General features: G+C 41.1%; 14 protein-coding genes. 4 read left to right on the top strand and 10 right to left on the bottom strand.

All coding sequences use genetic code 11. The features are described 5' to 3' along the window. Positions 1–96 precede the first annotated feature (96 nt). The 5 genes from U3A58_RS07870 to U3A58_RS07850 all read right to left on the bottom strand — a co-directional run bounded on the left by U3A58_RS07870 (position 97) and on the right by U3A58_RS07850 (position 10032). Positions 97–1443, bottom strand: a complete 1347-nt coding sequence (locus U3A58_RS07870) for a TolC family protein (RefSeq protein ID WP_323822866.1) — start codon at positions 1441–1443, stop codon at positions 97–99. After that, on the bottom strand, positions 1443–4505 hold the full coding sequence (locus tag U3A58_RS07865; RefSeq protein ID WP_323822865.1) for an efflux RND transporter permease subunit: 3063 nt from the start codon (positions 4503–4505) through the stop codon (positions 1443–1445). The genes U3A58_RS07870 and U3A58_RS07865 overlap by 1 nt, the downstream gene beginning before the upstream one ends. A 1-nt stretch (position 4506) precedes the next feature. After that, entirely contained in the window at positions 4507–5589 is a 1083-nt protein-coding gene (locus tag U3A58_RS07860; protein ID WP_323822864.1) for an efflux RND transporter periplasmic adaptor subunit, read from the bottom strand. Positions 5590–5606: 17 nt separating this feature from the next. Beyond that, the gene (locus U3A58_RS07855; protein WP_323822863.1) at positions 5607–6392 is read right to left on the bottom strand and encodes an alpha/beta fold hydrolase; all 786 of its coding nucleotides are present in this window, start codon (positions 6390–6392) and stop codon (positions 5607–5609) included. A gap of 451 nt (positions 6393–6843) precedes the next feature. After that, positions 6844–10032 (bottom strand): TonB-dependent receptor, encoded by a 3189-nt coding sequence (locus U3A58_RS07850; protein ID WP_323822862.1) that lies wholly within the window; start codon positions 10030–10032, stop codon positions 6844–6846. A gap of 339 nt (positions 10033–10371) precedes the next feature. Between U3A58_RS07850 and U3A58_RS07845 the strand changes: the two genes are divergently transcribed. Further along, positions 10372–11073 carry a lysoplasmalogenase gene (locus U3A58_RS07845; protein WP_323822861.1) on the top strand — a complete coding sequence of 234 codons (702 nt, stop codon included), beginning with the start codon at positions 10372–10374 and terminating at the stop codon, positions 11071–11073. 71 nt (positions 11074–11144) lie between these two features. Here the strand turns inward: U3A58_RS07845 and U3A58_RS07840 are convergent, their stop codons facing one another. Continuing rightward, entirely contained in the window at positions 11145–12452 is a 1308-nt protein-coding gene (locus U3A58_RS07840; RefSeq protein WP_323822860.1) for a M23 family metallopeptidase, read from the bottom strand. A gap of 321 nt (positions 12453–12773) precedes the next feature. Between U3A58_RS07840 and aspS the strand changes: the two genes are divergently transcribed. From aspS to rluF, 3 genes are all read left to right on the top strand, one after another. Beyond that, on the top strand, positions 12774–14528 hold the full coding sequence (gene aspS / locus U3A58_RS07835) for an aspartate--tRNA ligase (protein WP_323822859.1): 1755 nt from the start codon (positions 12774–12776) through the stop codon (positions 14526–14528). Between the two features lie 325 nt (positions 14529–14853). Further along, on the top strand, positions 14854–15231 hold the full coding sequence (locus U3A58_RS07830; protein ID WP_323822858.1) for a PH domain-containing protein: 378 nt from the start codon (positions 14854–14856) through the stop codon (positions 15229–15231). 153 nt (positions 15232–15384) lie between these two features. Next, on the top strand, positions 15385–16116 hold the full coding sequence (rluF, locus tag U3A58_RS07825) for a 23S rRNA pseudouridine(2604) synthase RluF (protein ID WP_323822857.1): 732 nt from the start codon (positions 15385–15387) through the stop codon (positions 16114–16116). Between the two features lie 226 nt (positions 16117–16342). Here the strand turns inward: rluF and U3A58_RS07820 are convergent, their stop codons facing one another. The 4 genes from U3A58_RS07820 to U3A58_RS07805 form a co-directional block, all read right to left on the bottom strand. Continuing rightward, positions 16343–17191: a glycoside hydrolase family 16 protein gene (locus U3A58_RS07820; RefSeq protein ID WP_323822856.1), complete on the bottom strand. Its 849-nt coding sequence runs from the start codon at positions 17189–17191 to the stop codon at positions 16343–16345. A 558-nt stretch (positions 17192–17749) separates the two neighbouring features. Beyond that, entirely contained in the window at positions 17750–20155 is a 2406-nt protein-coding gene (locus tag U3A58_RS07815) for an OmpA family protein (protein WP_323822855.1), read from the bottom strand. A 2-nt stretch (positions 20156–20157) separates the two neighbouring features. Further along, complete coding sequence (locus tag U3A58_RS07810; protein WP_323822854.1) at positions 20158–21132, bottom strand: PorP/SprF family type IX secretion system membrane protein; 975 nt, start codon at positions 21130–21132, stop codon at positions 20158–20160. A 36-nt stretch (positions 21133–21168) separates the two neighbouring features. After that, positions 21169–23072 (bottom strand): DUF7507 domain-containing protein (locus U3A58_RS07805; protein ID WP_323822853.1); only part of this gene is annotated, 1904 nt, incomplete at its 5' end.

Genomic DNA, 23072 nt, shown 5'->3' with positions numbered 1-23072 from the left:
CCATTTGGCAAATGCTGTGCCAAAAGAAAAATAAAGCAATCGTTAAAAAAAGCAAATAAAAAAACGAAGGCGATTGTCGATTCCTTCGTTTTATAACTAATCTTCTGTCGCTAATTCAAAATCTTCAAAGCTATTTTGGAAGAAAATCTTTCCAGAAAGCCTCCTCAATTCAATTTCTTGCTCCTTGATATTAAAAATAGAAGTAATTAACCTGTTTTCAGCAGTGAGCAAATTCACCTGTGCATCTCTGAATTCAAGATAAGATGAGATGCCCAACCTGAATCTTTCCAATGCAATTTCAGAGCTTTCTTTTGCTACAGCATAATTTTTTTGCTCTACTTCCAGTAGATTGTGATTAGTGGTGTAGGTATTAAAAGCTCTGTGAATATCAGACCGAAGCTGAATTTCAAATTGATCTACTGCGTAAGATTGAATTTTCTGCTGGACTTTTGCATTTTGGATTCTACGATTCAAGGTAAATCCATTGAAAATATTCAACTGAATATTCCCCCCATAATTGAATCCTTCACGTTGGTTTTGAAGAAGAAAACCTGCATCAGAGTTTGAGGTATTGGTGGCATAAGTTCCATTGAGATTTATGACAGGAAGTCTGGAAGCACGCAACTCTTTCATTTGAAGGTATGCCACATTCTCTTGGCGCTGTGTAATCAAATAGGTCTTATTTTCCAGAAACGCATTTTCCTCCAAGTCCTGAAGCAGTAATGGCTCCCCAATTAGAATTGTATCTTTGACCACGAATTGCTCATCTGGGTTCAATGCCATCAGCTCATTCAGGTTAACCCGGGCATTCTGGATCACTTGCTCTTGACTAAGCAACAAACTCAAATCGGAATTGTAATCCACCTCTGCCGTAAGGAAATCCCGCTTTCCTGCTCCGCCCAGAGAATATTGTGCTTCTGCTATATTCAGTCTGGCTTGGCTCAGCTCAAGCGTTCGCTGAAGGACTTGATATCGCTGAAGCTCCAAGACCAATCTATAGTAAGCTATAGAAATATTTGCCACAGTATTTTCTACTGCAACTTTAGCATCCAACTCTGAGATCTCAGTCAGAACTCCCAAACGCTTCAAGACCACAAAGCTCTCTGGACGAAAACCATAGATGGCTGCTATACTTAAGTTTTTCGACCGTGATTTTGCATTGTCGATGGTTCTAGGCTCTGGATCGGTAGCAAAAACCTGCTCTACGTCTTCATTACTGTAACTTCTTGTATAAACCGCATCAAGAATAGGCATCAGATAATCACCTGTACCTATACGCTCATTCCCTTCCTGAATCTCAACTGTTTCTACAGCAATTTTCACGTCCAGGTTTTTCTCCAAACCAATAGTAATTGCTCTCTCTAAATCCAGAGATTCACTACTTTGGGCATATAGGCTTGTTCCAATAATGCTCAATAAGAGCAATAGGCTAAGTTTCTTCATTAAATTCTGGCTAATCTTCCTTCTTTGGAAGTGAGATAAGTATAAATTGCTGGGATCACAAAAAGTGTCAAAATAGTAGCGAAGGCCAAGCCCCCAATTACTGCAGCACCCATCGGCACGCGACTTTCTGCACCCGCGCCCAGTCCAAGGGCAATAGGTAAAATACCCAAGATGGTGGATAGACTAGTCATCAAGATCGGTCTGAACCTGGCAACTGCAGCTCCAAAAATCGCTTCATGCACTGTCATTCCCATAGCTTTTCTCTGATTGGCAAATTCCACGATGAGAATACCGTTTTTGGTCACTAGCCCTATCAGCATGATAATGCCAATCTGGCTGAAAATATTCAGTGTAAATCCAAATGACCACAAAGTAAACAGTGCTCCAAAGAGTGCCAATGGAACTGTAAACATGATCGTAAGTGGATCCAAGAAGCTTTCAAATTGTGCGGAAAGCACCAGATAGATCAAGACCAATGCGAATAGGAATGCAAATAACAAACTGTTTGAGCTTTCTCTAAATTCCTTGGAAGGCCCTGAAACGTCTGTAGTGAATGTTTCGTCCAATACTTCACTTGCTATACGATCCATCTCTTCCAATCCATCCCCGATAGTATAGCCTTCTGCCAAGTTGGCTGACACAGTGCCTGCTACAAATCGATTGAATCTATACAATTGTGGGGGCGTACTTTTTTCTGTTACCGTGACTAAGTTGTCTAGCTGAACCAAGGAGCCGTTTTCAGCTCGCACATAGAGCATCCTTAGATTTACCGGTTCATTTCTATCCTGCAGCCTCATTTCACCTACGACCTGATATTGCTTACCGTTCTTGATGAAATAGGCAAATCTCTGCCCTGAATAAGATAATTGCAGCGTTCTGGCTATTTCTTGTATAGACACTCCAATATTTCTGGCTTTTGCTCTATCCATCTCTATCTCCAGCTCTGGCTTGGTAAACTTCAAGTTGATGTCTGAGAAAATAAATATTGGGCTCTTGCCCACTTCCTCCATAAAAGCAGGAATCACTCCTTTCAGCTTTTCCAATGTAGGTGCCTGCAATACGTATTGGACAGGGAGACCACCTCGACTATTACCGATGGATTGAGCCTGAGAAGCAAAGGCTCTCACAGAAGTGTAATTTTTTAATTTTTGGTTAATCAGATTGAAATATTCTCCTTGAGTCTTATCTCTATTTTCAGCATCCGTCATTATAAACCGTACAAATCCTGAATTGGTACTGGATGAACCAAACCCTGGTGAAGTAACCGAAACCAAGCCTCTGACATCTTCTGCAGGATAATCTGTTTTGAAATCCTCGACCATTTGATCAATCACACGATCCATGTAGCCAAAAGTAGCTCCTTCCGGCCCAGACATTCTAATCACTATCTCTCCCCTATCTTCGGTGGGAGCAAGTTCAGTTGGTATTTCATTAAAGAGCCAATAAATTCCAAATCCCATGACGCCTACTAAAAGAAAAGAAACCCATCGGAACTGCATAAACCAAGAGAGTGCTCGATCATACTTATCATTTATCCAAACAAAACCAGGCTCAGTGAAATTATAGAATCGGTTATGTTTTTCTCTTTTTTTGAGGAGCTTGGAACTCAACATGGGAGTCATGGTCAATGCTACAAAAGAGGAGATGATCACTGCTCCGGCTACTACCACACCGAATTCCCGGAACAGCCGACCCGTCGTGCCTGTAAGGAAGATCACTGGAAGGAATACAGCCGCTAGCGCTACTGTAGTCGCAATTACTGCGAAGAAAATCTCTTCTGAGCCCTTTCCAGCAGCTTTTTGTGGTTCTTCTCCTTTTTCTATTCGGGAGTAAATATTCTCCAGCACCACAATAGCATCATCGACGACGAGCCCAATAGAAAGGACTATACCTAAAAGTGTGAGTACATTGATGGAGAAATCCATCATATACATAATAAAGAATACTCCAATAAGAGAAATAGGAATCGTGAGTACAGGAATGAAAGTCGTACGCCAATCTCGAAGAAAGAGGAAGATAATAGCTACTACCAGAATAAATGCCGTGATAATCGTCTCCTGAACCTCAGAGATAGAACTCCGGATGTAATCAGTGGTATCAAAACCAATCTCCAAACCTACATCAGCGGGGAGATCTTTTTTGATAAACTCTAACCTCCTGTAAAACTCATCTGCAATCTCAATACTATTAGAACCGGGAAGTGGCACCAAAACCACACCTACCATCGGTACTCCGTCTCTCTTCAAAACTGTACGCTCATTCAGTGCCGCCAATTCGGCTCTACCTATATCCTGAAAACGAACTATATTATTCTGATCTTCTTTGATTATCAGATCATTGAATTCCTGTGGGCTACTCAGCCTACTTTTAGTACGTACAGAAAGCTCTATCGTCTCCCCTTCGATTCTTCCGGAAGGAAGTTCCACATTTTCACTTTGCACTTTAGCTAATACATCGAGTGGAGTCACTCCGTAAGAAGCCATTTTGAGTGGATCCATTCTCAGTCGGATCGCATACTCTTTTTCTCCCCAAATCTGTACCCTACTTACGCCGGGAATTGTTTGAAGTCTTTCTTTGAAAATATTCTCTGCAATATCCGAGAGGTCCAAAAGGCTTCTCTCGTCACTTTTCACATTCAAAAATACAATCGGCTGTGAATCTGCATCGGCTTTGGAAACTACCGGCGGATCGGCATCTGGAGGCAAGTTTCGCTGGGCTCCAGATACCTTATCCCGCACGTCATTTGCAGCAACTTCCAAATCCGCACCCACATCAAACTCTACCGTAATACTACTTCCACCATCGTTACTGATAGAAGTAAGGGATTTAATTCCTTGGATACCATTGATTGCTTCTTCGAGCGGCTCAGTGATTTGAGCCTCAATGACATCTGCATTCGCCCCTACATAGGAAGTTCTCACGTTAATGACTGGGGGGTCAACGCTTGGAAATTCCCGTATTCCCAGAAGGGAAATACCGATAGCGCCAAAAAGTATGATGACCAGAGACATCACGATGGCCAATACTGGCCTGTTGATACTTATATTTGATAAGCTCGACATGTTAGTTTATTTGAGTGAATTCAACAGGCGTTCCCGTCCTTGCTTGTAATACACCTGTGGTGAGTACCAGATCTCCCACATCCAAACCACTAGTGATCTGCACATGCGTATCCGTACGAGTACCGATCTCTACCGTGCGTTCCTCGGCTTTATTTTCGGCACCAACTACGAAAACTTTATACCCTTGCAATTCTGGAATCACAGATTCGGAAGGTACCATCAAAGCGTCCTCAGTCTCTCCCAATACAAAGCGAATTCTGACAAACATTCCCGGCAAATACTTTCTCTCCTTGTTTGGGCTTTCGGCACGTAGCTTCAAAGTACGTGTAGCAGCATCTATCTGGGGCTCAAAAGCATAAACTTTCCCCAACACTTCCTCTGGAGAGGATTCATTGGAAAAGTAAATCGGAGAACCCACCTTCACCTGATTAGCATAGCGCTCCGGAATAGAAAACTCAATTTTAATGGGGTCTATATTTACAAAGTTTGCAATAATATCAGCGGTACCGATAACGCTCCCTTCACTCACTTGTCTCAAACCCAAAATCCCATTGAAAGGGGCTCTAATTACAGTTTTAGAAAGTTGAGCTTCCACTAATTTCAAATCCGAAAGTGTGGTGTTATACTGATTCAAGACAATGTCGTATTCTTCTTGGCTGATAGCCTCTCTTTCCAAAAGTTGTTTTTGCCTATTTTCCTGACTTTCAAAAAGCTTCTGGGTGTACTCCAATCGCTGATATTGAGCCTGAAGTTCATCGTCATTTAGATATAATAGTGGTGTTCCTTTACTCACATACTGCCCTTCCTTAAATGCAATCTTAGTAACCAAACCCATAATCTCAGATCTTAAATCCACTGATTCGTTAGGAAGAATAGTCCCTGTTACCGAAAGTTGATTTCTTAGTGTCTCCCGCTGAAGCTTCACCACTTTAACCGGTAAATCAGAAGGAGTACTAGGTCCGGCTCCTGTAGATGCAACCCCGGTATCATTGCTCTTGCGACTGTCCATCCTTGGGTAGAAATATGCAACAGCTGCAATCAAGATAACCGCAATGATCAATATGGCTTTAGTTTGCTTTTTCATGTAGAAAAGTAATAGGCTTAAATGGTTTGGTTTTGGAGAAATGCGAGCGAGAGCCTGTTGAATTCTTCAGGTCTTTCCACGTTCACTACATGTCCACACTTCTTCAAAATATTCAGTACTGAGTTTTTATGTGTCTTAATGATTTTCTTAACGGGCTCCAAAAACATCACATCCTGATCACCCATCACATACAAGGTGGGAATTCCAAGATCGGATTCCTTAAAGTATCGAAGCAGTGGGTTAATATCCTTGGTCAATTGAAACCAGCGAATAAATTCCTTTTGACAGAGTTTTTGTGCTTCATGGATAAACAGATTCCTCGATTCTGCATGCTGCTTTCTGGGCATGATCACAAATGCAAACAATCTGTAAAGCCACATATAAGGAATCACCCGCTTAAATGTACTTCCTAGGAAAACTAAAATCCTGGACTGGGTAGTTAATCGGGTAACAGCCCCTGCCATCACTAGAGATTTCACCCGCCATTGCTCCAGCTCTGCCAACTGGCGGACTATAATCGTACCCAATGAAACACCCATAAAATGAGCTGGCGGTATATTCAGATGATTCAGAACTTCAATAATATCTGAAGTGACTCCTTTAAAAGTATATTCTTCATTATAAATCGCCTGAGGTAAATCGGCAGACCTACCATGACCACGAAGATCAATGAGCAGAAGATTATACTTTTCTCTGAAATCCTTCAGCTGCTTATACCATACCGCAGAAGATCCTCCAGCCCCATGTATAAACACGACCCATTCCTTACTCCCTGAATGAGAAAATATTTTATAATACAGCATGGTAAGTTAACCTTTGGAGGTTTCTTAAGGTTGTCAGAACACAAAAATAACTTACAATTAGCAGGAAAAAGTAACAAAACATACTGAAGGCAAATCTTTGCTACCAATGGAAAAAATACAGGATATTCTAAAGAAAAAGGCTCAACATCCTGCCTGATAGCTAGACTTTCTGATGCAGTACACCAGCAGTGATTTTGCAACTTCCCGCTCATGGTAGTTTGAATAATCTAATCGAGCTCAGTAAATCCCTCAATCGGCTGATTATCAATGTTTATATCTAAGCAATAGACGTCGAATTAAAAACTTACGCAAAAAAAAGAGGCTGTCTCAAAACTTAAATTATCAAGCTGAGATTTGAGTATTTGGAATTTATTTCAGATACCTACCTGTACAAATTAGAGGCTGTCCCTACTTATGAGACAGCCTCTTTTGCTATGAAATAATCCAAAGTTTAATTAAATGAGTAGCGTATACCTATCTGCCCTCTCCATCTGGATAGGAAATCACTGACGAAGTATGGCTTACCATCATTCAGGCCTGATCCAGTATATTCATATACAGGTGTTCTAGTAGAACCATTGACATCCACTCTGTCTAGATCGATGACAGAGAATGAATTATTGCTAATACCATATTGTCTGCCCCACTCTTGATTAATCAAATTACCTAAGTTCAAGACATCAAAAGTGAAGGTAAGTCTATGATTGGTTTCATCTGTAGACTTCAATTTGATTTCATGCATAAGGCGAACATCTACTTGGTTTGTCCATGGCAGCCTGTTTGAATTTCTTTCTGCATACTCTCCTCTGTGCTCACTTAGATATTCATCATTCTCTATATATGCATTATAGGCATTCCACTGTGCATTTTGTTCAGCCTGAGTTCCGATAAACTGGATTTCATTTTGAGAGGCAGGAATGTAGATCAAATCATTTCCAAAAGTTCTGTCATTGTTCAAATCTCCATTCACTACATAAGAAAAAGGAATCCCTGACTGACCATTATAGAAAGCAGATATAGTTGTTGAAGATCCTCCAGAATACTGGATTTTGTAACCCAATGAAGCAACTACTCTTGATCTAACATCGAAATCAGCAAACCCAATCTCGGCATTATTGCCGCCGTTCACCTGCTCTACAAATCTCCAGTTAGAGAAAGCTTGGCTGGAAGTACCTCCATTGACATCTTTGGATCTTCCGTAAGTGTACGCCACACTAGAAGTCAAACCCGATTCGAAAGATTTCTGAAGTTGCGCTGTCAAGTTATAAGCAAATCCTTTGTTAGTATTAGTCAATAGAATGACATCATTAAAATCTGAATTGGCATAATTTCTATCAAAATAAACTCTATCATCAGCTCCTGATAAAGTGCCGTCTTCTAGTTTATTTAAGTTCTTGAAATCTATATTCTTAAGGTTTTTGGTATAGATCGCTTCAAAAGTACCAATAATCCCACCTGGAAACTCTTGGTCAATCGCTGCATTGGCTCTAAACACTTGAGGGAATTTAAAGTCTTTATCAGTCACATTAATCTCAGAAACACCTAAAGACTTTCCTACATCAGCAGCATCTGCTTGGTTGAATGGATCAGGCTGAAACATAAAACCTTCTGGATAATCTCCTGTCGAAGTTTCTGAGCTTCTAAATAAAGCTACTCTACCAAATTCATTACCAGTATTTGTGTATTGGTTAGAAATCCAAACAAATGGAACTCGACCTGTAAATAGACCCAAACCACCTCTGACCTGAGTATTACCATCTTCTTTTACATCCCAATTGAATCCAACTCTAGGAGAAACCAATATCTGAGCTCCAGGTACTTGATCAGTAGCTACGTCGTATTCAGCAAAGTCACTATTAAAATCAGCGTTGACAGACGGCTTATCAGAGAAAGTCGGTATATCTAATCTTAAACCAGCCGTTATTTTAACGTTTGACTTCCACTGGTATTCATCCTGTGCATAAAAGCCTAACTGGAAAGCATTGAACTCAGCTCCCTGCTGAGGATTGTCTGTTCTAGAATAAGAGTAATTATAACTTCTTGGCAATACTTCCTCAGCTGTTCCTACTGATTCCCAATCCTCTAATGAATAGTAGGAATATGCACCGTAATTCTGTCTTATGAATAAATTATAAGTAGAATAAAATTCATTGTGAGTTCCAAAAGTCAAGGTATGCTTACCTTTGTAAACTGTAAAGTTATCAGTTATAGTTAATACATCCTGATCAAGCTGATTAGCCACTGAGAATGCTTCCGATCCCATGTTAATAGATCGGCCACCTGACAATCTGATATTAACAGCAGGGAATGGAGATCCCAATGGATTTCTGTCATCTCTTACGCTGGTATAACCGATACGCAATTCATTCGACATATTATTACTTAATCTACTAGTCCATTCAAAAACAGATGTATTCGTGGTCGAAGGGAAGAAAACACCGCTGTTGAAAAAGTTTACAGAATTGGGGCTTCTGGAAACACTAATCTGTTCTCCATATACATAGGAGTGTCTCAACGTGATCTTATTTTTATCATTTACATTCCAGTCTAATCTGGCAAAGATTTTCTCTGAGCTTTGGCTTTCGCTAAATGCACCATAGGAACCTGGATCATAACCAAGTCTTGAAGCAACGGACTCGGCTCTGCTGAGTTCATCCACTGTTACATTTGATCCTCCAGAAACATTAGTAGGATCAAAAAGTACAGGAGAAGAGTTCCTAGTGACTTCACCATTTACGAAAAAGAACAATTTGTTTTTAATGATCGGACCGCCCAATCTGAAACCTGCTTGATAATCTGTGTAATCATCCAATTTAGTTCTTGCCTCATTCGGACTTTTTCCAACTAGGTTTTGATTATTGCCAAAATAAAAAACAGATCCATCAAAGGTGTTTGTTCCTGATCTAGTCACAGCATTAATCCCACCACCAGTGAATCCACCTAGCTTCACATCATAAGGAGCAATTACAACCTGTACTTCGTCGATTGCATCCAAAGAGATTGGATTAACTCCCGTTTGACCACCGTTAGTACCATTTCCTGCAAGACCGAAGACATCGTTGTTAACTGTCCCGTCAATGGCAAATTGGTTGTACCTGTTATTTTGGCCACCAAAGGAGACACCACTGCCAGCTGTAGAAGCCTGAGGGGTAAGTCTTACGAAATCATTTACACTTCTAGAGATGGAAGGAAGGTCAGAAAGTTGTTCTGTACCAATGTTTGTCGCAGCACCTGTTCTATCTGCATTCATTATACTTCCGTTGCTAGCGACTACTTCGACTGTTTCTAGCTCTACCCCATCAGATAACACTGCATTTAGGGTGTAGGTCTGCCCCAGACCTAAAACAATTCCTTGGTAAGATCTACTTTCATATCCTACAAATGAAATCTCTACAATATAAGGACCTCCAACTCTTAAATTGGGAAGTACGAACTGTCCATTCAAATTGCTAACTGATCCATATCGCGTTCCCGATGGAACATGGGTGGCTACAACGTTTGCCCCTGGCAAGGTTTCTCCACTTGCATCAGCCACTTTACCCTGCATGCTTGCAGAAGTCACACCTTGGGCTAAGCTAAATCCATGACTCAGAACTAGCAGTAACAAGACACCAAGACTTTTAAGTAAATTTTGCCTCATAATTTGTACGTTTTGATATAAGTTGGTTTGAAAATATTCCCTGCAAAGGTAAATTCACCCGGACTGAAGTACGGGTACATACTGTTAAGTTTTGCGATTCAAATTTCACAAATTTTAACTATTTCTTAATATAGAAAGTTGAATAAAATTCTGTTAACCCATGAAAAATATCATTTCTCTATCCTTTTACCTAGAAAACAGGTCGTATTTTAGAATAAAATTTCAGAATAAATTAAAATCCCTACTAATCGAAAATGGTTTGTCATACGACATTTAATTCTGAATTCTGATAGTTTACCGTCGTAATATTTCATACTTAGAAAAATTCCCAAAATTATCATGCCTCTGAAAAAGAAAAACATCCTTTGGCTTTACCTGTTTTTATTCTCTACCATGATGGATATGGCCTTTATAATTGAGCAGAGGTTGGAGCTTAGATTATTTTCCAAACCTCTGATTATTTTAGGCTTGATTGGCTATTTCTACCACATCACCAGACCTATTTCCACCACCTTGCTGGCGAAGTCAGTATTAGCAGCTTTGATTTTCTCCTTGATTGGAGATATCCTGCTTTTATGGGATCACCTTTTTATCTATGGAATTGGAGCCTTCCTTTTAGCCCATGTCTGTTACATTATCGGTTTTAAAGTTGCACAAAAAGCTCCTGAGTCTATCCTGAATGTAAATTTCATAAAAACATTCTTTATCAATCTCCCAATTTATTTCATGGCAGCCTTTGCTTTCTATATGATCAATCCGAATCTGGGTGCCTTAAAAATCCCAGTGATTATATATATCATCGCTATCGTAAGTATGGTGACTACAGCCAGAGAGCGCTATGGCAAATGCAATGCAGCCTCATTTTGGCAAGTATTCATCGGCGCAAGTCTGTTCTTTGTCTCTGATGGAATGATAGCTTTGGATAAATTCTATCAGGCGATTCCTGATGGCAGCGTGATGATCATGGGAACCTACGCCATTGCCCAATTGATGATTGTAATGGGAATCAGATCACATATTATTCAGCCGCTTAGTAGCTAAAGGCTTTTGCTCAGGCCATTCTTTGGATTGTAGTAATGATTCAGCGACTATGTTTGTATCAAATGGACTTATTACTCACCTTTTGGTAGAGCAGTAGGCTTTGGAGTCTCTGCTACCAATTTCACTGGATCACCGGGAAGTCGGATAGAAGCCAGTCTTTCCATGTATTCAGCTTTGGTGGATTCGAAGGCTAATTTATTATTAGTTGAAATTGGCTCGGACGGTGGGATTTTTTCTCTCAACCAATCTTCCTGCTTTCCATTTTTCCAGAATCTAAAGCAAAGATGAGGGCCTGTGGCCAAGCCAGTGCTTCCTACGTATCCAATCACTTGTCCTTGTCTGATACGAGCTCCAGGTTTGATCCCTTTTGCTATTTTAGACATGTGTAGGTACTGCGTAGTGTATGTACCATTGTGTTTGATTTTCACATAATTCCCATTAGCTGAGGCATACCTGGCATCAGTCACTGTTCCTTCACCGACTGATCTGATTTCTGTGCCCGAAGGAGCGGCGTAGTCCGTACCTAAGTGCGCTTTGTAGCGCTTTTGTACAGGATGATATCTCCTCAGATTATAACGAGAACTGATTCTAGAGTACTTCAAGGGATCTCTCAAAAATGCTTTTTTGAAACTATCACCATTCTGATCAAAGAAACTTATTTCTCCATTTTGCTCAAAAGGAATCGCATAGAAGGATACTCCTTTATGCTCAAAAAACGCGGTCTGAATATCAGAAACACCTACGACCACTCCGTCTATTACTTTTTCCTGGTAGGAAACTTTATATTTATCACCTTTTTGCAAAGCACCAAAATCAATAGACCAACCATACAAATCGGCAAACTGATCAATGATATCATAGGTTACTCCCTGACCGGTCATGTCTGCCGAAAGATTGGAATTAATAATTCCTCCGGCTTCTTTGGTTCTGAATTCAGCAGGCTTTTCTGCTTTATATATGGCAATGGAATCTAGGTTGAAGACTACATACTCTGCAGGATTCGGTTCATAGATGAAAAATGCTGCCTGAGATGAATCAGCTGGAGTCACTATTGTAAATTTCCTGTTTACTGCTATGCCTCTCACATCGAAAATCTCCTTGGACTTCTTTGCGATCTGATCTATGATCTGATAAGGGACATTGAAAGGCGCAAGAATAGACCCAAGTGTCTGATTTTTACTTACGGTTCCTTCTACAATATTCAGCCCGGTGACGTTGATTCCGTAGAGAAAAACCTGATCAGCAAGGGAATCAATCAAGGGCGGTTCTACGATCTCTGCTTCCTGTTCGGGTTGAAAAGGAAGGCTGAAAAATTGGAGTGAAGATGCTGCGCCAATGGCTATAATGAGTGCAGCAATTCCTATCCAAGTCTTTTTCATTAAGCTATTCTTATTAGGGGGAGGTGAAAATTTATTTCAATGAAGCAAAAAAGGGCTTTTAATCCAAGTTTTGGGGCGTAAACCTTTTGACCGCACCGCTCAACTATCATACCAACGAAGAAAAGTGATTGAATATTTTACCAAATGATTCTTATCTGATCCATTGAAAGGATTCTCGTCCCAGTTGGGTTTTTTTGAAGAATTGATTGGTTTTCTGCGAAAAAGAGAAGGAAATCATTGAAATAAATGCTAATCCTTCATTCATTCCTGTGTTCTCACAGTCATTTCTTTATCTTTGACCTCCCAAAAAACGAAATAAACATGCTGAGAACGCATACTTGTGGCGAACTTCGCCTAGATCACGTAAATCAGGAAGTAACTCTTGCCGGCTGGGTACAGCGAGTGCGAAATAAAGGGGGTTTAATCTGGGTCGATCTTCGCGATCGATATGGGCTGACCCAATTGATTTTTGAAGAGGATTCCAGTGAGAAGGCATTGTTGGACAAAGCGGCCGAGCTAGGCCGGGAGTTCGTCGTTCAGACTACCGGAAAAGTAATCGAGCGTACATCTAAAAACGACAAAATCCCCACGGGCGCAATAGAAATAAAAGTAACAGCACTTGAGGTGTTGAACGCTGCGAAAGTCCCCCCATTTATCATTGAAGATGAGACAGACGGCGGCGAAGAGCTCCGTATGAAATATAGATACCTGGATCTACGAAGAAATGTAGTTCGCCAGAAACTTCAATTGCGTCATAAAATGATGCAGGAGACGCGTAAATACATGGACGCTCAGGATTTCATCGAAGTGGAAACCCCCGTATTAATCAAATCCACTCCAGAAGGTGCGCGTGATTTCGTCGTACCGAGCAGAACTAATCCAGGCGAGTTTTATGCCTTGCCACAGTCTCCACAGACCTTCAAGCAGTTACTGATGGTTTCTGGTTTTGACAGGTATTTCCAGATTGTAAAATGCTTTCGTGACGAAGACCTGAGAGCAGATCGTCAGCCCGAGTTTACTCAGATAGACTGCGAAATGGCTTTCGTAGATCAGGAAGATATCTTAAATACCTTCGAAGGCTTGACTAAGCATCTGTTCAGTTCAGTGAAAGATGTGCAGCTGGAAGAAGTGAAGCGGATGACCTATGCCGATGCCATGAAATATTATGGTAACGATAAGCCAGATCTTCGTTTTGAAATGAAATTTGTAGAGCTGAATGAACTTGCCCAAGGCAAGGGATTTAGCATCTTTGATCAAGCAGAATTGGTCGTAGGGATCTGTGCCAAAGGTGCAGCGGACTATACCCGTAAGCAACTGGACGCACTGACTGACTGGGTAAAACGCCCACAGATCGGAGCAAAAGGCATGGTATACGCCAAATACAATGCGGATGGCACGATCAAATCCACGGTAGATAAATTCTATTCTGCGGATGAGCTTCAGGATTGGGCAGATGCATTTGGAGCAGGGCAGGGAGACTTGATGTTGATCTTGAGCGGTGATGCGGATAAAGTACGTAAGCAACTTTCCGAACTTCGTTTGAAAATGGGTGAGGACTTAGGACTACGTGATCGTACGGTATTCAAGCCACTTTGGGTAATGGACTTTCCTTTACTGGAGTGGGATGAGGAAACTAATCGCTTCCACGCGATGCACCATCCATTTACTTCTCCCAAGAAAGAAGATATTCCTTTGCTAGATTCAGATCCTGGATCTGTAAGAGCAAATGCCTATGATTTGGTGATCAATGGGGTGGAAATCGGAGGCGGATCTATCCGTATTCATGATCGAGCTACGCAGCAATTGATGTTTAAGCATCTTGGATTCTCAGAAGAGGAAGCCCAAAAGCAGTTTGGATTCCTGATGGAGGCCTTCGAATACGGAGCTCCGCCACACGGAGGTATCGCCTTTGGCTTTGATAGACTCTGTGCGATTTTCGGAGGTTCCGATTCTATTCGGGATTACATCGCCTTCCCTAAAAACAACTCTGGTAGAGACGTGATGATTGATTCACCAAGTAGTATTGCCGATGAGCAATTGACAGAGCTTTCAATACAACTAGCTGTGAAGAAGTAGAGACAAAAATTCTACCGCTCCTACTATCTTATTCAAGAGGCTGTTTCAGAAATGAGGCAGCCTTTTTTCTGCAAGTTAATTAACCAAAGTGATCGATCAACTCACCAAGCGAGGTTTGCACTGGAGAGCACAGTTTGGTGGTATCCTACGCTTATTTATTCTCTTCCTCTATATATCTTGCTTCTCAAGAATCCAGATATGAGTTACATTTTCCACCCAGCCCGTAAAGCAGCGGAGGTAGTACCTATTACTACCACAAAAAGAATTGAATTCTACACTGCTATTATGTAACTAGTGAAATCAATAAATCAACGATACTATTCAAATGGGCTTATTCAATAAAATACTAGGTAATGCAAGTGAGGTCTCTGTAGAGAAACTGACAGAGAAGTACGGAAGACTCCTTGCTGAAGGAGAGCAGATCGAATTGGGATTCCAATTGATCCGAGATACATTTATGTTCACCGACAAACGCCTCATCGTGGTGGATGTGCAGGGTCTTACTGGAAGCAAGGTCGAATACAAGTCCATGCCTTATAAGAGTATTTCTAGATTTTCTCTGGAGACAGCAGGGACTTTTGATCTGGATGCCGAATTGAAGATTTGGATTTCCAGCGAAAATATGCCTTCCGTCAGTAAACGCTTCAATAAAAGCATCGATGTGTACGAGGTACAGAAATATCTGGCGGGCAAGGTGATGTAGATGAATTAGAAAAAGGAGCGGATAGATGTATGAAATGATGAACCAAAAAACTGCCCTTACTAGTCATCTGGCTATAGGAAGCAATTTAGGAGCAAAACTGAAGACTTTGCCCAGATTACTTAACTTGCAGTCTCAATCCATATTCTATTTCCCGTGGAAGCAGATCAACAAATCCGAATCAATAAATACCTGAGTGAAGCGGGCTTTTGCTCCAGACGAGCTGCCGACAAGCTGCTAGAGGAAGGCAGAATCACTATCAATGGCAAGGTACCTGAACTCGGAACTAAAGTGGGCCCAAAAGACGTAGTTGCTGTGGATGGAGAGCCTGTAGGTAAGCCGATTCAAGCACATACTTACATTGCTTTCAATAAGCCCGTGGGAATTGTAAGTACTACGGACACTAAAGGTGAAAAGGATAACATCATTGATTACATAGCTCATGCACAGCGTATTTTTCCAATCGGTCGTCTTGATAAAGACAGTGAAGGCTTGATTTTTTTGACCAGTGAGGGTGATATTGTGAACAAGATTCTACGCTCTAAAAATAACCACGAAAAGGAATACATCGTCACAGTGGACAGACCAGTGAATGATGAATTTGTTCGGCTAATGGGCGCTGGATTACCGATACTTGATACAGTTACCGATCCTTGCAAAGTCGAACGAATCAGTAAATTCAAATTTCGAATAATCCTCACGCAAGGTCTCAATCGACAAATCCGTAGAATGTGCGATCACTTAGGTTTCAAAGTTGTTCAATTGAAGCGCATCCGGATTATGAATGTTCACCTAGACATGCCTGTAGGCAAGTGGCGTGACCTGACAGACAAAGAGTTGGCAGATATCAATGAGATGATTGCTGATAGTTCGAAGACTTATGATTAACCGATAAAAATCGGAGAACTACCCAGAGGCTATTGTGCTACTTCTCCAGAAGCTGCACATAGTCATTCTAATAACTGCTTAACCAAAACCAAATGTACCGTTTGCTTTGGGCTCTGTTAATGGAAGCTCAATTTAGCTCTGTACCTAAGGCATAGCGAGTTCATTAAAAATATCTTTCCTCCTATAGCATTGCCCAGCTTCAAAAGAAGGAGGGTAACAAAGGTATCTACTTCTGATAAACGCGGACATAATCCACCATATACGTTCTTGGAAATGAAGAAGCAGCTGGGTCTCCTCCATTTCCTCCTATTGCTAGATTGAGTAGGATGTAATGTGCTTGATGAAAGGGATTGAAGCCATCGGGATTTACTGTTCTAGCTAAATCAACCTCATTGAGCAATTCATTATCCAGAAAGATTTTAATGGACTCTTCTGTCCACTCCATTCGCCAGAGATGGAATTGATCTGGCCAGCTAGGATCTTTATCCAGAAACTTAGAAAATGGGATTTTAGCTTCATCCCATTTGGCATTGTATTGCCCTTCATCAGCCCAGGCTGCATTTGCAAGGATAGTGGACACTCCTTTCACACGATAGTATTCCATGACGTCTATTTCCCCATTGGAAGGCCAGGGATTAGAAACGCCTAGTGTCCAAATCGCAGGCCACATCCCCATTGAAGTGTCGAGCTTTGCACGAACTTCCATAATTCCGTATCGGAATTCATATTTCCCACGCGTATTAATGCTGGATGAAGTGTATTCTGAAAACTCCCGGTTTCTCTTCCAATCGGTACTTTCAGAATCGAACCTAGAATTTTTGATTTGCTCTTTTTTTCCAGTGATAACAAGATTTCCACCTTCAACAATAGCATTGGGTTTCTGATACCATTGCAATTCATTGTTTCTCACAAAGCCTTTTTCAAAAGACCAAAAGGCTGGATTTACCTGACCATTTACATCAAACTCATCCTGCCAAACCAGTTTATACTCTGTTCCATTTGGGTCGAACTGAGCTTGAACATTAAAGGCAATTCCAATTATAAAAAAAAGAATGAAAAGTCTTTGCTTGATCATTTTGGAGGGTTTTGAAGCTAATGAAAGCATGAAGGTAAGCTCAATCTTGAATTGATCAAAAACTTATAGCTATCCAGCCTACAGAGGAACAAAAATCAGTACCTGAATAAAACCAATAGCACTTTAGTTTTACCAGTGTTAGAGTAGCTTTAGGCCAAGTAAGATTTGATTAATAAATCTCTCAAACTTCACAGATGTAATCTGTCATAAACTACGATCGAAGGGGAAATCCCATAATAAAATACTCATGAATTAGCACCTTCTGCATGCCGGGGAGCAGGCCTGTCGGGAAGCGGGAAAAACGGGGATTAAAGTGCAAATAAGACCCAGCTTCTGGAGCACGGGATTTAAAAATAAGTGGAGGACAACAGTAAAGCTGTACCCTTTGCGTAAACCTCCGGGCACTCCATGGTAAAAAAAGCCATTCAGAAAAAAAACACACACAAGCATGTGAATTAGCTGAAGTGCAAGTTCTGATCTTTCTTAATCACCAGCAACAAAAAAGAGGCTGCCAATTGGCTGCCTCTTTTAAACTATAATATTCACATCAATAAATTATTACAAGGTATCTACTTTCTTTTTCCTTCCTGTATAGGTAAAGGCAGATTTCCCTACCCTGAGTTCAGTACGTCTGTTCAGTTTGTGCATAGCTTCAGTGCAGGTAACATCACTACAGTTATGTATAGGCTTGGTTTCACCAAACCAAGCTTCTTCCATTCTGCTGTCTTCTATGCCTCTACTATTCAAATATTTCATCACTACAGCTGCTCTACGTTCAGACAATGGTTTGTTGTATTCATCTGATCCTCTTTGATCTGTATGCCCTTCAATATATAGCATTAGGTTGGGCATGCGCGTAAGCATAATTGCAGTTCGCTCAAGCTCTTTTTTATGGACTGATCTCAGCATTGACTTGTCAAAGTCAAAGTAGATTGTAGGTATAGCAGCAAGTTCTTTCTGGATGTCTTCAAATAATGTCTCTGGATCACAGAAGTCCATATCTTTAAAACTTTCTGGTATTTCATATTGCTTACTTGGGTCAGGAAATGCCTCCAGGATCAACTCTGATCTTCTATTCAGCTGATGTTCGGGCTCTGGACAAGGTTTGCCATTTCCACAATCATTTACCAAATTCTGCTCTCCAAACCATTCGAGTCTTATCCTATCAGCAGAGATATTATGTTGAGCCATGTACTCAGTCACCGCTTTTGCCCTGTTATTGGAAAGGATAATATTATACTCATCACTGGCTCGTGAGTCTGTGTGCGATGCTACAAGTAGATCAAGGAACGAATACTTGTTCATCATCTCACCTAACTTATCCAGAGCTGGTTTTGCATCATCTCTAATCATAAATTTATCTAAGTCGTAATAGACAATATCCACATGCACCGGCAATTGGTAAGGAATCGCTATCAGCGTATATTCTCTTTTTACGGTATCTCCTTCAAATCCCTTAGTCGTAATGCTTTCGTCAGTCACACTAAAATACCCTGGTTTTGAAATCACAATCCCAAAGTCACTGTCTGGCTCAAGCTCGGCAAGCAATTCACCCTTGCCGCTTCTAGTTGTTTGTACATTCCCATTCTGAGTCTTGTCTCTTAGGGTGGCCATGTAGTTGTCATTTATTACCAGTCCATCACAATCAATTACCCTAGCTAAGAATTGCTTGTACACATCCTGCATTATGTAAATGTCATCCAGCCCTTGACCTCCATTTCTATTGGAAGAAAGATATACTTCCACCTTGCCATCTTTGTCCACCAATTCACGATATGCAAAATCATCTGCCACAGAGTTAATTGGCATGCCCAAATTTTGAGAATTGCTAAACTGGGTTGCGGTGTAATTTGAGCGGAAGATATCCATACCACCAACACCCGGATGTCCTGTAGAACTGAAGTAAAACTTATCGCCTTGCCTAAAAGCATGGGATTCATTACCTGCTGTATTAATCGTTGATCCAAGATTAACAGGTGCCCCGAAGGTCATGTCACCATCATACGTCGCATAATACAAATCAGTACCCCCGATTCCCCCAGGCATATCTGAAGTGAAATACAACCGCTTTGCTTGCTCATCTACAAATGGGTTCATTACAGCGTACCCTATCGAGTCATTGAATGGCACAGGATAAAATCCATCCAATGCCCCATCCGCATTCAGTTTGCTGTAATAGATCTCCGGCTGCACGATTATATTATCCTGCTTCTTTACTTTCTTAATATCTCTTGTAACAGAGTAGAAAAGAATTCCCTGCTCTTTATCATAGCTTGGATCTGAGAAATTATAGGTTCCAGGCACATTTGATACTAGTTCTGTAATGTTTCCGGTGGTGTCCTGCTTATACACAGAAAAGTATTCTCGCGCTGTAAAATCATGTTTCTCATCGCTGAAAAACTGGTTTTTTACATCAAACCTCAATCTTGGCATTTCACTTGGATAAATTCCCCCTCGATCGGATACAAAGTATTTGTTTCCATCGGAATCCATGGTGAGATCAAAATCAGATCCAGCCGAGTTTAAGCCTTCTACAGCTTCAAGCTTTACTTTCCTTCTACTTTGGAGTGTGAGTAATTTAGCTACATCTAAACTATCTGGCGATACACCCTTGGCTTCTATAATACCTACAGCCTCATCAAAATTGTCTGTCAATTGAGCTGCTCTTAGGTACTGCGCCAAGTCGGAATTGTCTGCTTCCTCATAACTGACGGTGGTTTTCCACCATTCATACGATTTATCATAATCCCGAAGAATATCCTGTACTCCAGCAATCTTCTTAGCTGCCACAAAGCCGGGTTTGTTTGCGTAGGATTGCTCATACACCTCCAAGGCATGCTTGTAGTTCATAAGCTCCATTTGCTTGTCCGCATAACGGATTTTGCTTTTTTGCGCCTCTGTTACTCCAACTGATCCAAAGATCATTGCTGCTGTAATACTGAGTATTGTAAATGTCTTTTTCATAATCAGAACCATCTTTGGTTTTTCATTACTGCTGTTCTAGGAGTGATATAGTAACCTACAGAAAGCTCATGTGAGTTATTTCTATAATTGCTCAGCACATTTAGGTTGTGGTCATAGGCGTAGCCTAATCTAAGTCGCTTGGTAGCGAAGATCTCAATAATGGCTGCTACAGCATTTCTATTGCTCAAATTCTCTTGTAGGTTATCATTCCAGATCTTAATGTTACTTCTATATGATCCTCCAACCCAAATTCGCTCGCCGAATAAAAACATCGCGTTGAGGTCATAATTAGTAGGGGCACCTTTTACTTCCTTGATTAAGAAGCTCGGCTTGAATTTTACTGTCTGCCCAAAATCAAAAATAGCTCCTGCTGTGAGGTAATAATGGAAGTCATGATAGGCCAATGCCACATCTTCTTTTTCTAATGCTTTCCGACCTACCAAGTTATAAACACTAAACCCAGCATAAAACTTATTGGTATTGAAAAACAAGCCTGTATTCAGATTCGGGGTCGTCAGGTTTATCCTGCCATCCGGAATCTGTGAATCCGGCCAGTCATTCGGATCCAGCATACTCCCGTCTATAGAATACTGCGAGAATCCTGCACTCACACCCAATCCCAGGTGACTGTTTGTCCCGGTCTGTATCCTGTAGGCATACGTCAATAAACCTCCGGTAGTCTTGGTCGGGCCTACGTTGTCACTTAGAAACGACACCCCAAAACCCATCGTACCTTCGTTGGCAGACAAATCTGCCGTCACAGTGAAGGTCTCCGGAGCTCCCGGGAAATTGACCCATTGGCTACGGTAGGTAGACTGAATGTACGCTTCCTGTTTGTAACCTGCATATCCGGGGTTAATGTGCAACCCATTGAAGATATACTGGCTGAACTGCGGAAGCTGCTGTCCAAAAGTCCCCCCAGTGGCCAAGAGGGCCACCAGAAAGGTCATTCCAATGATTTTAAAAGTAGTTTTCATATGCTGTCTATTTTCTTCCTGTCCGTAGACCAATGATTAGTCTTTAATTACTTGTATCCATCCTTTATACTCATGTTTTTGACCGGCTGTGTCTACACCTGTTAGCACGTAGAAATAGGTACCAGCTGGTTGACCTGGAGCATTCCAGTCATTCTTATAATTCTTCTGCTCTAGTACATGGTCACCTAATCTATTGAATATAGTAATCTCAGTGCTAACAAATATATTAATTCCTTCAATCTCAAAACTATCATTATCCCCGTCATTATTAGGGGTGATCACATTTGGTATGTGGAATGGCTTAATTGTATTTACATCATCATCCTGGTTATTGGAATCATCCGTATCATCTTCATCTGAGCCGATTACCACGGTATTTGTAATAGCACCCGGTACTACTGCTTTCACTTTCACTCTTATAGTGATACTTGCCCCAGGTGCCAATGCTGGAATAGTCCAGGTAATAGCGCTTCCAGAAACATTATCATCAACAGTTGCATTCGTACTGTTAAGGGTAACTGTATTACTTATGTATGTCACCCCAGCAGGAAGATTATCTGTTACAATCACATTCGTAGCAGGCGTATCTCCATTAGTGATTACAATCTCATATTCAAATTCGTCACCTTCAAATATTTCAGCCTCGAAGGATGTTTTGGTTACACTAAGATCCACCTCATCATTTAATAATCTGAAGACAACAAAGGCATCATCACTATTGGAAGGATTTACGACTTCACGAAGTGTATACTTTAAGGTATATTCTCTTGCCTCATTCACTCCTGGAATCAAGTTCAATTCACCGTTTTCATCGATCAACAAACCTATTATTCCGTCCAGTTCAGTGAATTCGAAGTCAACATCCGCGTCGTCAGGTCTTTGACCATCGAGTATATCATTATCAAGGATGTTACCCAGTCTACCACCATAGCTTAGGAAGTAGGTCCCGAAGTCGTCGTCATTGGCGATAATTTGATTAGCTGATACCCCAACTGAAACGTTATCCTCATCTTCAATAATCTCCTCATTTGGTAACGTTGCTTTTACTACCGCTACATTCAAGATAGATTCTCTCTGAAGATCCTCATCAGTTACTGTATAGCTTGTCTGTTCTGCTTTTACCTCACCTGGAAGCAATGTGCCAATGTTCTTATCGAATCCAGTCATTGGGTCAGTGATAGTAACGTCAGTCAAGGTCACATTACCTGTGTTAGTGACTGTTAAGGTATAAGTGATCACTTGACCAATTTCTTTAACCTCAGTCTGATCTGCTGTTTTCACAAGCTGGATAGCTTGTGCTACAATAACTGGTGTTTCAACCTGATCATCATCACTTGGATCTTCATCACCAGGAGCGTCACCTGTTGTAAGTGCAGTATTCAATATTGAGCCTGCATCCATGTCTCCCTGAGTCACCACATAGTCTGTATCCACAGCTGTAGATGCTCCTGGAACCAAGGTTCCAACATTCTGGTCAAGTCCTGTCAATGGATCCGTAACCATCACATCTGTCAAGGTCACATTACCTGTGTTCGTAACTGTCAATGTATAAGTGATCACATCACCTGCAGCATCTACCTCAGCTCCATTATCTGTTTTCACAATCTGGATAGCTGGAGTTTGGATAGCTGGCGTTACAACATCATCCTCATCACTTGGATCATTATCGCCTGGAGCATCGCCGGTAGTAAGGGCTGTATTCAATATTGAACCTGAATCCATATCGGCCTGAGTCACCACATACTCTGTATTCACAGCAGTAAATGCTCCTGGAGTCAAAGTTCCTACGTTTTGGGCCAGTCCTGTCATAGGATCGGTTACCATCACATCGGTCAAGGTCACATTACCTGTGTTCGTAACTGTCAATGTATAAGTGATCACATCACCTGCAGCGTCTACCTCAGCTCCATTATCTGTTTTCACAATCTGGATGGCTGAAG

The organism is Algoriphagus persicinus, assembly GCF_035156415.1.
Taxonomy (GTDB): domain Bacteria; phylum Bacteroidota; class Bacteroidia; order Cytophagales; family Cyclobacteriaceae; genus Algoriphagus; species Algoriphagus persicinus.
This window is presented reverse-complemented; position numbering and strand designations above follow the sequence as displayed.

Bases quoted from the DNA above. Each gene is read 5' to 3' on its own strand.
- U3A58_RS07865 (WP_323822865.1), bottom strand. From the start codon at position 4,505: ATGTCGAGCTTATCAAATATAAGTATCAACAGGCCAGTATTGGCCATC.
- U3A58_RS07855 (WP_323822863.1), bottom strand. From the start codon at position 6,392: ATGCTGTATTATAAAATATTTTCTCATTCAGGGAGTAAGGAATGGGTC.
- aspS (WP_323822859.1), top strand. From the start codon at position 12,774: ATGCTGAGAACGCATACTTGTGGCGAACTTCGCCTAGATCACGTAAAT.
- U3A58_RS07840 (WP_323822860.1), bottom strand. From the start codon at position 12,452: ATGAAAAAGACTTGGATAGGAATTGCTGCACTCATTATAGCCATTGGC.
- U3A58_RS07815 (WP_323822855.1), bottom strand. From the start codon at position 20,155: ATGAAAAAGACATTTACAATACTCAGTATTACAGCAGCAATGATCTTT.
- U3A58_RS07845 (WP_323822861.1), top strand. From the start codon at position 10,372: ATGCCTCTGAAAAAGAAAAACATCCTTTGGCTTTACCTGTTTTTATTC.
- U3A58_RS07810 (WP_323822854.1), bottom strand. From the start codon at position 21,132: ATGAAAACTACTTTTAAAATCATTGGAATGACCTTTCTGGTGGCCCTC.
- U3A58_RS07860 (WP_323822864.1), bottom strand. From the start codon at position 5,589: ATGAAAAAGCAAACTAAAGCCATATTGATCATTGCGGTTATCTTGATT.
- U3A58_RS07830 (WP_323822858.1), top strand. From the start codon at position 14,854: ATGGGCTTATTCAATAAAATACTAGGTAATGCAAGTGAGGTCTCTGTA.
- U3A58_RS07850 (WP_323822862.1), bottom strand. From the start codon at position 10,032: ATGAGGCAAAATTTACTTAAAAGTCTTGGTGTCTTGTTACTGCTAGTT.
- U3A58_RS07870 (WP_323822866.1), bottom strand. From the start codon at position 1,443: ATGAAGAAACTTAGCCTATTGCTCTTATTGAGCATTATTGGAACAAGC.
- U3A58_RS07820 (WP_323822856.1), bottom strand. From the start codon at position 17,191: ATGATCAAGCAAAGACTTTTCATTCTTTTTTTTATAATTGGAATTGCC.